Below are 13,898 nucleotides of genomic sequence, written 5' to 3'. Positions count from 1 at the left end.
GAAAGTAGCACCTATGTTATTGATATCTTGAGTTAGTAAGAGAGTGGTCTGGCAACGATTTGAATCGCTTGTGTAGCCACATCCACTGTTCCGGAGCGCGCATGATAATCTCTTCGACGAATTTATTCATGTAGGCAGCGGCCGCCGTTTCATCTTTTTGTGGAAAATCTTGGTCGATAGACTTATCGGCCATGATTTCGTATTTGCCGCTTTGGTTGCGGAACCCTGAACCCGGCACGATGGCACTCTTACTAGTGTAAGCAAGGATGCTGGTTCCTGTTGTTGTACAAGCTTCTTCAACAGCAAAGAAAGGCACGAACACAGATTTATTGTGGCCGTAGTCCTGATCCGGCAGGTAGAACAGGCGATGGCCTTGGCGTAATACGCGCACCATTTGTTTAAGATCACGACGATAAATGAGTTGGTTGCCGTTACGTGTGCGTCCTCTGTATTGGATGAACTCGTAAGCAGGATTGGTGTGGGGGCGGTAAGCGCCGTATCCAGGTAAACCCAGAACACCAAATGCACGAGCAGTAATTTCTAAGTTCAGCGCATGCACACAACAGAGCAGCACACCCTTACCTTCATCGTTGAGCCGCTGGAGCTCTTTGATGTCTTTTGCAATCAAAATACGCTTAAAACGCCAAGTGGGCCAAAACCAAGTAATGCCAGTCTCAATCAAAGCCATACCCGTGTTTTTGAAGTTCTCTACGACCATGCGGTCGACTTCTTTGGCCTCCATCTCAGGAAAAGCCAGCTCAAGGTTACGTTTGGCGATTTTGACGCGGGATTTACCCAACTTCATGCCCAACGCACCAATACCTCGGCCGATTTTAAGTAATAGGGCGTAAGGAAGCAGATTGACGGTCAGGGCCAGCAAACCAAACCCAAACCATACCCCCCAATGTTTAGGATGAAGCAGGGCTGGGATAAATTGAGGTTTTTCGACGCTATTTTTTTTGCTCATAGTGATTACTTAATTTGTGCACTCAAGAGTGACCAGTATTCTTCAAAGTTGGCCGTGGGTTGATATTTAAAATCTGAGCGAACGAAACGGTTTAGGCTACCTTCAACTTGACCAAGCAACTGTGCTGCCAGAATGCTTTCATCAACGGGGAAGGATTTCTCTTCTCTGATTTTTCGCTCACGCAGAATCTGACGAAGGGAAGTTTCAATACGTTCAAACAGTTGGTTGATGCGCTCTCTCAATCGCTCATTTTCAAACATCAGTGCGTGTCCGGAGAGAATACGCGTTAATCCAGGGTTGCGTTCTGCAAAGGCCAGAATCAGCTGCAGGACTAAACGGATGCGCGTCAAGGTATCTTTTTCTTCATCCAAAATGCGATTGATGCGCGACATCAAGGATTCCTCGATGAACTCGATCAGGCCTTCAAACATGCGCGCTTTACTCGGGAAATGGCGATACAACGCAGCCTCTGAGACGCCAACATGTTTTGCAAGCTTGGCAGTCGTGATACGAGATCCTCCATCGTTAGATTCGAGCATTTGTGCAAGTGCTTGTAAGATTTCTTCCCGGCGGTTGCTTTTTCTTGTTCCGGCCATGAACGTGTTCCTTTTGTTACCACTGTTGATGCCCGTAGACACGGGCATTCGCCCAACTTAGCAGGCTAAGACGGGCGGAATAGACGAATATCTGATTGTTAGAATAGCGACTTAATTGTCTAACTTTGCGGCGATAATTGTAAGTATCTGCTTCGCAATTTGTTGTTTTGATGCAAGGGTAAGTGATTGCTCACCATCTTTCCAGTATAGGTTAATTGCATTGTCGTTGCTGTTGAAACCTTGTCCTTCTACTGAGACATCGTTGGCACAAATCATATCGAGATTTTTCTTGGTCAGTTTAGTCCGCGCGTAGTGTTCAACATCCTGAGTTTCCGCGGCAAAACCCACGGTAAACGGGCGCTGTTGAGTCATACCAGCAACGGAGGCAACAATATCTGGGTTTTTGACCATAGTGATGGTCATTTGTTCGCTGTCATCCGTCTTCTTAATTTTCTGCTCTGAAATCGCTTTTGGGCGATAATCCGCGACAGCTGCACAACTGATGAAAACATCATGCTCGCCAGCCTTGTCCATTACGGCGTTATACATATCTTCTGCACTCGCCACATCAATGCGCTGCGCTCCAGCTGGTGTTTTAAGATTCACTGGCCCAGCGACTAACGTGACCGTTGCACCGAGTTGAGCCGCTGCTTCAGCCAATGAGAAGCCCATTTTCCCTGAGCTGTGATTAGTGATGTAACGTACTGGGTCGATGGCTTCACGGGTTGGCCCAGCAGAAATCAATACGGATTTACCTTTAAGAGGTTTGTCGCCCCAGAACTGTTCGCACAATCCCACTAGTTGCATTGGCTCTAACATTCGGCCAGGACCGACATCGCCACAGGCCTGTTCACCCGCTGCAGGCCCCCAGGTGTGCATGCCGCGTCTCTCTAGCGTCGCAATGTTCTCTTGTGTTGCTTGGTTGCGATACATCTGTTGGTTCATGGCCGGAGAGACTGCAATTGGAGCATCGGTCGCAAGTACCAGTGTGGTGAGTAAATCATTACCCATCCCTGCTGCCATACGTGCAATTAGATCAGCGGTGGCCGGTGCAAGTAGGACCAAATCGGCCCATTTAGCCAACTCAATATGGCCCATTGAGGCTTCTGCTGCCGGATCCAATAAGCTATCGGAGACTGGACGTCCGGAGACCGCCTGCATTGTCAGTGGCGTAATGAACTCTTTTGCTGCTTTCGTCATCACAATCTGAACTTCAGCGCCACGTTCAATCAGACGACGTGTTAGGTCGGCACATTTATAAGCGGCAATACCACCACCGATACCAAGTAGGATCTTTTTGCCCGCGAGTGTTTGCATGATGATCATCCTTAAAAAATACTGCGCGTAGATTACCACGCAGCCAATAGAGACTCTAGAAATGGAAAGTGTTGTTGCAGATTCTGTGCGTTTTTGCCCTTTTCTTTCTTGCTCTTTTATATACCTATTATTTGCATAAAATCTTTCACTGCGACGAAGATAATGGTTTTGATTGCCAGAGAGTGAGCAGGAGAGTTTAAGCTAACGTCACTCACTTTATTGTCTTAAGGATAAGCGTTTGCATGTTGCCTCGAGAGTCGATGCCTAGAGAGAAACTGCTCAGCCGAGGCCCACAGTCGCTCACCGATGCTGAACTGTTGGCGATTTTTTTGCGCACAGGTACTCAGGGTATGAATGTTCTGCAGTTGTCGGACAAACTGCTTAAGGATGTCGGGTCGCTGCGAAGCTTATTCGCAGCGAGTAAGGAAGAGTTCTGTCAGCACAAAGGATTAGGGGAGGCCAAATATGTTCAACTGCAAGCTGTGCTTGAGATGACACGGCGCTACCTGAGTGAAACTTTGCAACGCGGTGAGGCACTGACCAGCGCACAGCAAACTAAGCTGTATCTTTCGAGTGTGTTGCGCGATCGCCATCGGGAAGCTTTCTATATTCTGTTCCTCGATAGTCAGCATCGAGTAATTAAAGAGGAAATGATGTTTGAGGGCACGATTGATTCGGCGTCTGTTCATCCGAGGGAGGTTGTTAAACGGGCGTTAGAATTCAATGCAGCGGCTTTGATTCTTGCGCACAATCATCCTTCTGGTGTTGCGGAGCCGAGTCAGTCCGACCGCCGAATTACGCGGCGTATTAGTGAAGCACTGGCTTTGGTCGATATCCGAATTCTCGACCATTTTGTGGTTGGAGATGGCGATGTTTTTTCTTTCGCTGAACATGGATGGATTTAAATCACATTATTTGTTGTGAGTTGCGCGAATTCTGCTACAATCCCCCGACATTTTTTGAACTATTATCAGCTCTGCCTAAAAAAGATCACGAAAACCTTGAAAAAGGATCTGTTCGGGTCTTGAGCAATGCTAGTCAAGTTAGTATAATGCGCGACCTTTGATAGCCTTGTATGGGTTTCCATAGCGGTATAAGACCTCAAACTTCTATATTTAGAAACTGAGAGGTTCGGCCACCAAGGTTGATATCGAGCTGAAACGATTTTGGAGAAGACATTCATGTCACGAGTATGCCAAGTAACTGGTAAGCGTCCAGTAACGGGTAACAACCGTTCACACGCACGCAATGCTACTAAGCGTCGTTTTCTGCCGAACCTACAAACTCATCGTTTCTGGGTAGAGAGCGAAAAACGTTTTGTTAAACTACGTCTATCTGCTAAAGGTATGCGTATCATCGATAAGAAGGGCATTGATGCTGTTCTTGTTGACATTCGCGCAAACGGCGAAAACGTTTAAGAGGAAATAGGCAATGGCAAAGAAAGGCGTACGTGAGAAAATCCGTCTAGTATCTTCTGCAGGTACTGGTCACTTCTACACTACTGACAAGAACAAACGTAACATGCCAGGCAAATTTGAGATCAAAAAGTTTGATCCAGTTGTTCGCCAGCACGTTATGTACAAAGAAGCTAAAATCAAGTAATTGATTCTTCTTTGAAGCTTCTTAAACAGAAGTCTGTATTTGAAACCCAGCATTTTGCTGGGTTTTTTATTGTCTGATACTTTGTAACGTTGCCACGGTCAAACCTACCTCTCTCCATTTCCCTCGTTGTTGTTTTCTGCTACCTTTTCTTATAGTTACCTATAAGGAATTACAAATTCATGCGTGTTTCTACCTCACGGCGTCGCCGCTGGAATAACATCATGATATTGGGCATTATCGCGTTTATCGCGATCCTCAATTTGCCGACTATCATCAAAACCTATTTGATTGATGACGAACCGGTCGCTGAAGTTAGTCCTTACCCTTATCTGCTCAATCCGTCGGCGGAGTTGAAAGCACTGCATTTTTCTGACTGGTCACTAGAGTACTTGAACGGTGAGTGGAGTTTGACGAAGCAAAGTAGCCTTGCTCCACAGGAGTTATTTGAACGCTGGTCGGGGTTAGTTGGAACTGAAGTTGATCAGAAAATGTTTGATGGATTGAAGCCTCAATTGGCCTCACCACAGACGATAGAAGTTTGGTACCGTGATCAGGAAGAACCTCAAAGGATCACCTTCTATCAAACCCCGCAATTCTGGCTATTGAAAAACTGGCAGGATCAATGGATAGCCGTTTCAGTTGCTTCTGAATATCTGATACCTTAAATACCCTGAGCTATCCATCACTATACCATTATGCCTGAATTACCCGAAGTTGAAGTCAGCCGTATGGGGATCACTCCTCATTTGGCTGGACAAACCGTTGCTAAGCTGACTTTTCGCACCCCTAAGCTGCGCTGGGACATCCCACATGAGCTAAAGAAAATGGAAGGTCAGGTGATTCGAAGTATCTCCCGCCGTGCTAAGTACCTGCTGATTGAAACCGATATGGGTAGCGCTATTGTGCATTTGGGTATGTCGGGGTCGTTGCGTGTACTGGATGCCTACATGGAGCCGGGAAAGCACGATCATGTCGACTTGATGCTAACTAATGGCAAGATATTGCGCTATAACGATCCGAGACGATTTGGGGCTTGGCTGTGGACCGAAGATGGTGAACATGATGCGTTAGGCCATATGGGACCAGAGCCGCTAACGCAAGACTTTGATGCGCAATATATCGCGGACAAGGCAAAGAATAAGCGCGTCGCGGTGAAGCAGTTCATTATGGATAACAAAGTCGTAGTTGGAGTAGGGAATATTTACGCCAATGAGTCTTTGTTTAGTGCACGTATCCATCCGACGCGAGCAGCAGGCACACTCACGGTTAAAGAGTGGCAACGCTTGGTTAAAGAGATCAAGCAGGTGCTCGATACAGCCATTAAACAGGGCGGAACAACGTTGAAAGATTTTGCTCAGGCGGATGGCAAACCAGGATACTTTGCTCAAGAGCTGAAAATTTATGGCAAAGCCGGTGAAGCTTGCCCTAGCTGTGGTGAAGCAATTGAAGAGCAGAAGATTGGCCAGCGTAATACTTTCTTTTGCAGTCATTGCCAGAAGTAGCCAGATAGAGAGCTAAAACGTTTAGCTCTCTATCGCTTCCATTCTCAGACTTTTGCTTGTCTTTTTAACGCTGCTGCCACTGCTTTAGGGACAAAATTGGTGACATCACCGCCGTGAATAGCCACTTCACGGACGATTGTCGAAGAGATAAATGCATGTTCTTCTGCGGGTGTCAGGAAAACGCTTTCCAATCCTGGCATCAGTCTGCGATACATATTGGTTAAACCAAATTCGTATTCAAAGTCGACGGTGGTACGTAAACCACGGATAAGAACGTTCGCATTTTCTTGCTTCGCAAAGTCGACCATTAAACCGGAAAAGCCTTTAGAGCTGACATTATCCAGATGCTGAGTCACTTGTTGTGCGAAAGCGACGCGCTCTTCTAACGTAAACATGGTGTTCTTACTTGGACTGGCCGCAACAGCAATGATGACCTCATCAAACATGTCTGCTGCTCGTTCTATTAGATCTAAATGGCCATTAGTAATCGGATCAAAAGTTCCTGGATAGATCACGCGGGAAAGACGTTTTTTGCTCACAATTCATTACTCAGATGATTCTTTGGTATCGCTTAATGGTAACAAAAAGGCTCACATTTACCCAACATAGCCGTTATCATTGGGAGCAAAGACTGAGAGTTAGGAAGTGTAATGAAAAAGATACTGGTGGTTCGTAACGACAAAATAGGCGACTTCATGCTGGCTTGGCCCAGCTTTGCGATGCTGAAAGCGTCGATGCCGGATTGTCAGATTACCGCGCTGGTGCCTAATTACACGGTAGCGCTGGCAGAGCTGTGTCCTTGGATTGATAAAGTGTTGGTTGATCCAACGCAGAAGGGTTCTAAGCAGGCGCAATCGATTTTGATTGAGCAAATAAAAGCGGAGCGTTTTGATGCATCCATCAACCTTTTCTCTACGATATATAACGCTAAATTGGTCTGGAAAGCAAAAATCCCTTACCGGCTCGCTCCGGCGACAAAGCTGGCGCAGATCTTTTATAACAAACGTATCAAACAGAAGCGTTCACAATCAGCAAAACCAGAATACGAATACAACCTGGACTTAGTACGTGCGTTTTTAACGGATATTGGCCAAGATGTGGTTGAGCCTAGCGCACCCTACCTCTGCTTCTCAGTTGACGATCTGCAGCAACAAAAGCGCAAGCTCTCACAACAATTGAATTTGAATGTAGAGAAGCAATGGGTGTTCGTTCATGCTGGTAGCGGTGGTTCAGCCAATAACTTATCTCTCCAGCAATACACTCAGTTAATCTGCGATATGCCGGAGCCGTTTGAAATTATACTGACGGCTGGGCCGGGAGAAGAACAGAAAGCCGCTGAGTTACATAGCCTACTGAAAGAAAAAGGCAGAGCCTCGGTGGTGTATGACAAGAACGATGGTTTGGTCGATTTCTCTTGTTCTATCGCTTGTGCCGACTTGTTCGTTGCAGGCTCTACTGGGCCCTTGCATATCGCAGCGGCGATAGATGTACCGACCGTTGGCTTTTTCCCAAGCAAGCGATCAGCAACTCCTCTACGCTGGAAGCCGATTAACTCGGCAGGTAACCATATCGCTTTTTGCCCGCCTCAGGCTGAAGATAAAGCCAGTCAGGAAAATATGGCCAGAATTGATATAGATGTGGTCTCGAGAGAGTTACAACCATGGATAAGTCGTAAGCTGAGTTAATAAAAAAGGGCGATAGAAATATCGCCCTTTGTCTATATTGAAGGACTTAGAATTTATCCGGCATCTTGTCTGTTTCACTGCGAATCCACAGGTCCGCATATTTCACAAAAGTAGAGTGTGCCGAAAGCAGGGAGAGCAAGAAGCCTTGCTTGCCGTCAAGAAAGCCTGCTTTGACAACGTACATTTTCAAGAAGCAGCCAAACGCGTGCAAAATGCCTTGTGAGATACTGCTCTTCTTACCTTTTTTCTCGCGCTGCTCAGCCCATGCTTTGGCATAGCCCGCCGACTTCACTAAGTAGTGATTCATGTCGTTATAGGTAAAGTGAATCAAGTCGCCATTCAAGTTTTCGACTTTCATGGTTTTTGTTACTTCAACTTTTTCATGGACCAGAGCGTCATTGTATTGCGTCAACTTGGTTGGGTATAAGCGCAATACACGATCGGGGTACCAGCCGCAATGACGAATATAGCGTCCAAACACCCAGCTTAGACGGGCCGTTTGATAAATGGTATCCACCTTGTTTGCACTCACTGAATCTAAAATGCTTTGCTTGAGCTCGGGAGTGACACGCTCATCGGCATCTAACCAAAGGACGTAGTCCGACTCAACATAGGACTGAGCTAAGCGGCGCTGAGGGCCAAAGCCAGGCCATTCAGGATTGACGAAAAACTTGTCCGTAAAACTGCGTGCAATCTCTTCGGTATTGTCTGTACTTCCAGAGTCCAGAACCACAATCTCGTCTACCCAGTCGTGAACGGTTTCTAAACAAGCTTTCAGGTGCTGCGCTTCGTTCTTAACGATAAGTGCGACGGCAATGGTTGGTTTACTCACTGTGGTACCTCTGAAGTCTATCGGAGTTTATTGTAAATGGAGTTCTGTGGTTACTTTATCAAACATGGTGATGACTTGCTGTGGTTGAATGCGCTGCATGGCGTTTTTATCTTTGACACGGGCACGCCAGCTGAGTTGCTCTGCAGATTTTCCTGTTTCAGCCTGAATGGCTTCTTTATAAGCAGACACCACATATTGGCGATATTGATAAGGCCCAGTGCGTTCAGGATTATGGTGGGCATACAAGCCAATAACAGGTGTATTGACCGCATTGGCCATATGAGCAGGACCGGTATCGGGGGCGAGCACCAAATCAGCTTTGTCTAACAGCGCCAGCATTTGTTTTAGTGAACTTTGACCGACCTGATTGTTGATTGTACACGTCAGCTTGTTCTCAACCTTCGTCGCGAGATCTAGTTCCACCTGAGCAGGGCTACCGGCTAAGGTTACTTGCCAGCCTTGGTTGACGGCGTGCTGGATAAGTTCGGCGTAGCCTTCTGGTGTCCAGTTTTTGTAGGCTTTACTTGCTGCTGGTACGACAACCAAGTTGCGCTTGCCAGTCGATAATTGCTGCTGCGCCCAATGTTCATCTGCATCTGAATATTGAAGTGTCCAGACTGGGTTCATATCTTGAATACCAAGCTTATGGCCAAAGGCGAGCAGTCCATCTAAGACATGCATGGAACTAGGTGAAGGCACTTTGATATTGGTAAACAAGGTTTGCAAATCCTGACTGCGGATGGAGTCAAAGCCAAGCTTGTATTTCGCCTTGATGCCAAGAGTCGCTACACTGGCTCTAAATGCATACTGCATGTGCAGCAATGCATCAAATTTTTGTCCTTTTAATGCAGCCCAGAGTTTTTTATAGCCCTGCCAGCCTTCCTTCTTGTCAAACACGATCACACGAATGCCAGGTAGGTCTTCAATCAGTTTGGCTTCAAGCTTGCCGGTGATCCAAACGATGTCGGTTTGTGGCCACTGACGCTGAATGGCTTGAACTGCAGCAAGGGTATTACATACATCACCAATGGCAGATAAGCGCAAAATACACAAAGAGTCAGGGGCGGAAGAAAAAAGGCTCATAAATAATTCACTTGGCTAGCAATGGTGAAGATTATGCAGAGGCGCTCAATAAATGTAAAATAGCCATTCGAATTTAATCAGAGATGCTCTCGCATGAAAACCACGCAATTGGACAACCAAACCATCTGGTATGATGATGCCTTGCTCAAGGAAGATCCTAAGCAGGTGTTCGACGCTGAGTTTTGGCAACGTGCAGGTAAAGTCATCGGCAGCGCTCAAGGACGTGGCACGACTTGGTTTGTGCAAACGGAAACGATTGACGCGGCACTCAGGCATTATCGCCGTGGAGGCTTGTTTGGAAAACTAGTGGAAGACAGTTATCTCTTTTCAAGCTGGGAAAAAACTCGCAGCTATCAGGAATTTCAGTTGCTAAACACTTTGATTGAAGCTGGTGTCAATGTACCTAGACCAATTGCTGCTCGTGCAATAAAGAATGGCGTAACCTATAAAGCGGATCTACTGAGTGAGAAAATTCCTAATGCAAAGGATTTGGTTTCCATTCTGATAGAAAAGCCACTTTCTGAAGATATGTATCGAAAGGTTGGCCTCGAAATCCGTAAAATGCATGATGCACAGGTCAATCATACGGATCTCAATATTCATAATATCCTCATCGATGAGCAAGACAAAGTTTGGATCATCGACTTTGATAAATGCTATCAGCAATCAGGAAATGCTTGGAAACAAGGTAACTTGGAGAGATTGAAAAGGTCGTTTGAGAAGGAAGTCGATAAGCGAGGGATCCACTATTCTCAATTAGATTGGTTAAACGTAACTGAGATGCACTAATTGATATCTGATTTGACAGTTATCCGCTTTTCGATTTTATTGTTGCGCTAGATTGTTATTCTCTGACTACCTGATACATCCATTGGAGTAGCTTACCAGCATATTTGATGAAATATAGAGTCTATTTGTTAGGATAGAAAACGTTGATGCTGTTTAAGTCAGTTTGCCTGCCCCCACTTCAACTGAATAAAGTATCGATGATGCTAATGACAGAGTTGCAAGCGTAAAAAACACCAGATCCTAAGCATAAAATGTCGCAGCGATAGCGTTATAGACTTATCGGAACGCACTGTGTAATTGCTTTCAGCGTGCGATCTGTCAACCAACACTGTTGATTAATGAGTGCATCACCTTGGGATATAGTGCGTATTGAACCTTGAGGGAGCAAAGATTATTCCACTAACTAAGTCAAAGAGTTATGTTGCGACAGGCTTGGTTAAAATCCACAAGTGGGATAGCCACTTCTTACCTTATAGGTTAGGTATTTGGTATTTATCCTAGTATTAGGGAGCGCTGTCGCTATCATCGTTCTATATAGGCTTCAAGTATTCAGCTAAAGTTTTTAATATTGTCTAACACCATGTTAACAGCCGCCACAGCTAAATCAGTTTCACAATGTTCTGCATAGCAGCGTAATTCGGGCGCATTTCCAGAAGGACGCAGGTGAACAATACAACCATTCGAAAGTGTCATTCTAAGGCCGTCTGTTTCATCTACAGTTACCACATCTAAGTCATCGAACCCTAATTGCTTGATTAAGAGGTCTGCATTGGATCGGCCTCGTGCAACTATACTCTGGCTTTTTTCTGTGGCGAAATTTTGAATGCGGTCACTGTAAGTAAATCTGGCAGGTAATTCTGATACTAAGTCGGAGATTGGCTGAGTTTTTGAAGATACAAGTAGCATGAGAGCAGGGAGCAAAGCATCTCGTGTTGGCAAAGATTTTAATAAGTTGCCTTCAACTGTGACATCGCTTCCTAGTAAAAAACCTCCGTTGGCTTCAAAACCGGCTACTGTACTGTACTTTGATGCTAGCTCCTTAAATTCTGCGATAACATATGGAGAACCGATCTTTGTTCTCTCAATATGATCGAATTGATTGCATAGTTCAATAGATGTGTTGCAGCTCACAGGTACAGATAAAGCTTTTATTTTCAGATTTTTAGAGGTTAATAGCCCAAGTATGTCGCCTCGAAGCCAATTCCCGTTCTCATCTGATACCAAGGGTCGATCACCGTCTCCATCAGTTGAGAACACGAGGTCAAGATTGTGCTCATCAGACCAAGTGATTGCTTTAATGATATCTTCTTCAGAAACGGCTTCTGTATCTATAGGGACAAACTGATTAGTTCGATCTAACCTAACCACTTCAGCACCAAAGGACTCAAAAATCTTATAGTAGATATCTCGCCCCGCACTTGAATGCTCGTAAATACCAATACGTTTACCATCTAGCCACTGAGACTTGAACAGTGACGTATAACGGGAGATATACTGTTCTTCCGCGAAATTGCAAACGGGTAAGTCTGATAATGCAGTAATTGGCGTGAAACTAATTGGATTGTGCAAGATTGATTGTTCATCGGCCTTGCTTATTTCACCGTGGGGCGTATAAAACTTTAGTCCGTTTCTGTCGAATGGGATATGGCTCCCAGTAATCATAATTGCTGGAATCTTTTGTTCTTGAGCTGAATATGCTAAAGCTGGTGTTGGAATTACTCCGCAATAAATGGCCTGAATATTCAATTGCTGAAGTGCAGCGGCACAGGCCTGGGCCATAGCATAGCTGCTAGGGCGATTGTCTATAGCTAACGCCACTTTTGAAAAGCTATATTCTTTCTTGATTCCATTGATGAAAGCTAGGGTAAAAGCAGCACAAACCTGAGGGGTAAATTGGGTTACTAAGCCCCTCGCCCCGCTTGTACCGAATAAGACTCCACTTTCAGCAATGACCTCTCGAGAGACCAATAATGTTTTATCTACCATTTTTAAATTCGTCCATACCGATCTTCAAATCGAACAATATCATCCTCACCCAAGTAGCTACCAGTCTGCACTTCGATCATCTCTAGAGGAATTTTTCCTGGGTTTTCTAGCGCGTGTACCGTACCTAATGGGATGTATACAGACTCATTTTCGGTAACTAGACGAGTTTGGTCACCAATTTGTACAGAAGCGGTACCCGCTACTACAATCCAGTGCTCTGCTCTGTGATGATGTTTTTGTATAGATAGCTTTTCTCCAGGTTTAACCGTGATCCTTTTTACTTGATCTCTTTTTCCTTGGTCAATAGAGTCATATTTTCCCCAAGGGCGGTATACTTCTCGGTGTAGCTTTTGTTCTGTCCTAGCTGCTGCTTTTAGCTCCTCAACGACTACTTTTACATTTTGTACTTTGTCTTTCTGAGCAACCAAAAGGGCATCCTTGGTTTCAACAATAACCAAATTATCTACTCCGACGGAGGCTATTAGTTTATTTTCCGAAAAAATAAAATTGTTTCGAGAATCTACAGTAATGACATCACCATTAACAGCGTTGTCATGTTCATCTTTATTTGAAATCTCCCACAGAGCAGCAAACGAGCCCACATCACTCCAACCTGCATCCATCGGTACTACCATGGCGGATTCTGTTTTTTCCATTACAGCATAGTCAATAGAATCATTCGGGCAGGTTTCAAATATGGCTTTATCCACTCTAAAAAACTCGTGGTCTTGATGCTTGCAATCAATCGCCTGTTTACACACAGCTAAAATGTTTGGAGCCTGTTTTTCTAGTTCTTCGAGATATCGACTAGCCTTAAACAAAAACATACCGCTATTCCAGTAATACTCTTTTGATTGTAAATATTTTCTTGCAGTATCAATATCTGGTTTCTCTACAAATTCACTAACTTTAAACGCATTCTTTTCGCTTTTCCCTGCTTTAATGTATCCGTAGCCAGTTTCTGGAGAGCTAGGAATGATGCCGAAAGTTACAAGTTTACCTGCCTCAGCAAGTGGGAGTGCTGAGCTTACGCTAGAAACGAAGGCTTCCTCATCTTCAATGATATGATCTGCAGCGAGAACTAACAGTATTGGGTCTTCACCTTGTTTTATATGATTAATTGCTTGCAAAGCAGCCAGAGCTATTGCAGGAGCTGTATTTCTACCCACAGGCTCTAAAATTATGCCACTATGGCCATATCCGCCAAGTCGCATTTGCTCAGCAGCGATGAAGCGGTGTTCTTCATTACATACAATTAATGGTTTGTAATGTTCAAGACCGGACAAACGTTCGACCGTTTGCTGTAACATCGATTGCTCCCCTCTTACTGTTAAGAATTGTTTAGGGTATAGCTCGCGCGAAAGTGGCCACAGTCTACTGCCTGTACCTCCGGCCATTATGATTGGCAGAATCATAATAAATTCCTAGTTTGTTTTGTTATGCCCATTTTACTGTAAAGGCTCCTATCATCGTTAATTTTTTTTGAAAGTAACCACCAATAATAGAGTATTGATTAGAGTGTAACCCTCCCCAAAAAGT

15 protein-coding genes are annotated in these 13,898 nt (G+C 44.9%); 7 read left to right on the top strand and 8 right to left on the bottom strand.

Annotated elements, in window-relative coordinates:
* Nucleotides 1-16 precede the first annotated feature (16 nt).
* From lpxL to coaBC, 3 genes are all read right to left on the bottom strand, one after another.
* On the bottom strand, nucleotides 17-967 hold the full coding sequence (lpxL, locus tag TW84_RS16020) for an LpxL/LpxP family Kdo(2)-lipid IV(A) lauroyl/palmitoleoyl acyltransferase (RefSeq protein WP_045976639.1): 951 nt from the start codon (nucleotides 965-967) through the stop codon (nucleotides 17-19).
* Between the two features lie 5 nt (nucleotides 968-972).
* A complete protein-coding gene (gene slmA, locus TW84_RS16015; protein WP_045976638.1) occupies nucleotides 973-1,563 on the bottom strand; it encodes a nucleoid occlusion factor SlmA in 591 nt (196 codons plus the stop codon).
* Between the two features lie 111 nt (nucleotides 1,564-1,674).
* Complete coding sequence (gene coaBC / locus TW84_RS16010) at nucleotides 1,675-2,880, bottom strand: bifunctional phosphopantothenoylcysteine decarboxylase/phosphopantothenate--cysteine ligase CoaBC (protein ID WP_045976637.1); 1,206 nt, start codon at nucleotides 2,878-2,880, stop codon at nucleotides 1,675-1,677.
* Between the two features lie 230 nt (nucleotides 2,881-3,110).
* On the opposite strand from coaBC, the gene radC reads away from it, so the two are divergent.
* From radC to mutM, 5 genes are all read left to right on the top strand, one after another.
* On the top strand, nucleotides 3,111-3,785 hold the full coding sequence (gene radC, locus TW84_RS16005; RefSeq protein WP_045976636.1) for a RadC family protein: 675 nt from the start codon (nucleotides 3,111-3,113) through the stop codon (nucleotides 3,783-3,785).
* 276 nt (nucleotides 3,786-4,061) lie between these two features.
* On the top strand, nucleotides 4,062-4,298 hold the full coding sequence (gene rpmB, locus TW84_RS16000) for a 50S ribosomal protein L28 (RefSeq protein ID WP_004410867.1): 237 nt from the start codon (nucleotides 4,062-4,064) through the stop codon (nucleotides 4,296-4,298).
* A gap of 13 nt (nucleotides 4,299-4,311) precedes the next feature.
* The gene (rpmG, locus tag TW84_RS15995) at nucleotides 4,312-4,482 is read left to right on the top strand and encodes a 50S ribosomal protein L33 (RefSeq protein WP_004410866.1); all 171 of its coding nucleotides are present in this window, start codon (nucleotides 4,312-4,314) and stop codon (nucleotides 4,480-4,482) included.
* A gap of 179 nt (nucleotides 4,483-4,661) precedes the next feature.
* Complete coding sequence (locus TW84_RS15990) at nucleotides 4,662-5,147, top strand: hypothetical protein (protein ID WP_045976635.1); 486 nt, start codon at nucleotides 4,662-4,664, stop codon at nucleotides 5,145-5,147.
* A gap of 30 nt (nucleotides 5,148-5,177) precedes the next feature.
* A complete protein-coding gene (gene mutM / locus TW84_RS15985) occupies nucleotides 5,178-5,984 on the top strand; it encodes a bifunctional DNA-formamidopyrimidine glycosylase/DNA-(apurinic or apyrimidinic site) lyase (RefSeq protein WP_045976634.1) in 807 nt (268 codons plus the stop codon).
* Nucleotides 5,985-6,028: 44 nt separating this feature from the next.
* Here the strand turns inward: mutM and coaD are convergent, their stop codons facing one another.
* A complete protein-coding gene (gene coaD / locus TW84_RS15980) occupies nucleotides 6,029-6,523 on the bottom strand; it encodes a pantetheine-phosphate adenylyltransferase (RefSeq protein ID WP_045976633.1) in 495 nt (164 codons plus the stop codon).
* A 111-nt stretch (nucleotides 6,524-6,634) separates the two neighbouring features.
* On the opposite strand from coaD, the gene TW84_RS15975 reads away from it, so the two are divergent.
* Nucleotides 6,635-7,669 (top strand): glycosyltransferase family 9 protein, encoded by a 1,035-nt coding sequence (locus tag TW84_RS15975; protein WP_045976632.1) that lies wholly within the window; start codon nucleotides 6,635-6,637, stop codon nucleotides 7,667-7,669.
* 46 nt (nucleotides 7,670-7,715) lie between these two features.
* On the opposite strand, the gene TW84_RS15970 is transcribed toward TW84_RS15975, so the two are convergent.
* The gene (locus tag TW84_RS15970) at nucleotides 7,716-8,501 is read right to left on the bottom strand and encodes a glycosyltransferase family 2 protein (RefSeq protein WP_045976631.1); all 786 of its coding nucleotides are present in this window, start codon (nucleotides 8,499-8,501) and stop codon (nucleotides 7,716-7,718) included.
* A 27-nt stretch (nucleotides 8,502-8,528) separates the two neighbouring features.
* Complete coding sequence (locus TW84_RS15965) at nucleotides 8,529-9,584, bottom strand: glycosyltransferase family 9 protein (protein WP_045976630.1); 1,056 nt, start codon at nucleotides 9,582-9,584, stop codon at nucleotides 8,529-8,531.
* A gap of 93 nt (nucleotides 9,585-9,677) precedes the next feature.
* Here TW84_RS15965 and TW84_RS15960 point away from each other — a divergent pair, with 93 nt between their 5' ends.
* Nucleotides 9,678-10,373 (top strand): 3-deoxy-D-manno-octulosonic acid kinase, encoded by a 696-nt coding sequence (locus TW84_RS15960; RefSeq protein WP_045976629.1) that lies wholly within the window; start codon nucleotides 9,678-9,680, stop codon nucleotides 10,371-10,373.
* A 549-nt stretch (nucleotides 10,374-10,922) separates the two neighbouring features.
* Here the strand turns inward: TW84_RS15960 and TW84_RS15955 are convergent.
* A complete protein-coding gene (locus tag TW84_RS15955) occupies nucleotides 10,923-12,359 on the bottom strand; it encodes a phosphomannomutase (protein WP_045976628.1) in 1,437 nt (478 codons plus the stop codon).
* A gap of 2 nt (nucleotides 12,360-12,361) precedes the next feature.
* A complete protein-coding gene (locus TW84_RS15950) occupies nucleotides 12,362-13,774 on the bottom strand; it encodes a mannose-1-phosphate guanylyltransferase/mannose-6-phosphate isomerase (protein ID WP_045976627.1) in 1,413 nt (470 codons plus the stop codon).
* Between the last annotated feature and the right edge of the window lie 124 nt (nucleotides 13,775-13,898).

This window comes from Vibrio neptunius (assembly GCF_000967495.1).
GTDB classification, from domain to species: domain Bacteria; phylum Pseudomonadota; class Gammaproteobacteria; order Enterobacterales; family Vibrionaceae; genus Vibrio; species Vibrio neptunius.
This window is presented reverse-complemented; position numbering and strand designations above follow the sequence as displayed.

What these genes read in the sequence shown, in the direction of transcription:
- lpxL (WP_045976639.1), bottom strand. Translation starts at nt 967, where the DNA reads ATGAGCAAAAAAAATAGCGTCGAAAAACCTCAATTTATCCCAGCCCTG.
- slmA (WP_045976638.1), bottom strand. Translation starts at nt 1,563, where the DNA reads ATGGCCGGAACAAGAAAAAGCAACCGCCGGGAAGAAATCTTACAAGCA.
- coaBC (WP_045976637.1), bottom strand. Translation starts at nt 2,880, where the DNA reads ATGCAAACACTCGCGGGCAAAAAGATCCTACTTGGTATCGGTGGTGGT.
- rpmB (WP_004410867.1), top strand. Translation starts at nt 4,062, where the DNA reads ATGTCACGAGTATGCCAAGTAACTGGTAAGCGTCCAGTAACGGGTAAC.
- rpmG (WP_004410866.1), top strand. Translation starts at nt 4,312, where the DNA reads ATGGCAAAGAAAGGCGTACGTGAGAAAATCCGTCTAGTATCTTCTGCA.
- TW84_RS15990 (WP_045976635.1), top strand. Translation starts at nt 4,662, where the DNA reads ATGCGTGTTTCTACCTCACGGCGTCGCCGCTGGAATAACATCATGATA.
- mutM (WP_045976634.1), top strand. Translation starts at nt 5,178, where the DNA reads ATGCCTGAATTACCCGAAGTTGAAGTCAGCCGTATGGGGATCACTCCT.
- TW84_RS15975 (WP_045976632.1), top strand. Translation starts at nt 6,635, where the DNA reads ATGAAAAAGATACTGGTGGTTCGTAACGACAAAATAGGCGACTTCATG.
- TW84_RS15965 (WP_045976630.1), bottom strand. Translation starts at nt 9,584, where the DNA reads ATGAGCCTTTTTTCTTCCGCCCCTGACTCTTTGTGTATTTTGCGCTTA.
- TW84_RS15960 (WP_045976629.1), top strand. Translation starts at nt 9,678, where the DNA reads ATGAAAACCACGCAATTGGACAACCAAACCATCTGGTATGATGATGCC.
- TW84_RS15955 (WP_045976628.1), bottom strand. Translation starts at nt 12,359, where the DNA reads ATGGTAGATAAAACATTATTGGTCTCTCGAGAGGTCATTGCTGAAAGT.
- TW84_RS15950 (WP_045976627.1), bottom strand. Translation starts at nt 13,774, where the DNA reads ATGATTCTGCCAATCATAATGGCCGGAGGTACAGGCAGTAGACTGTGG.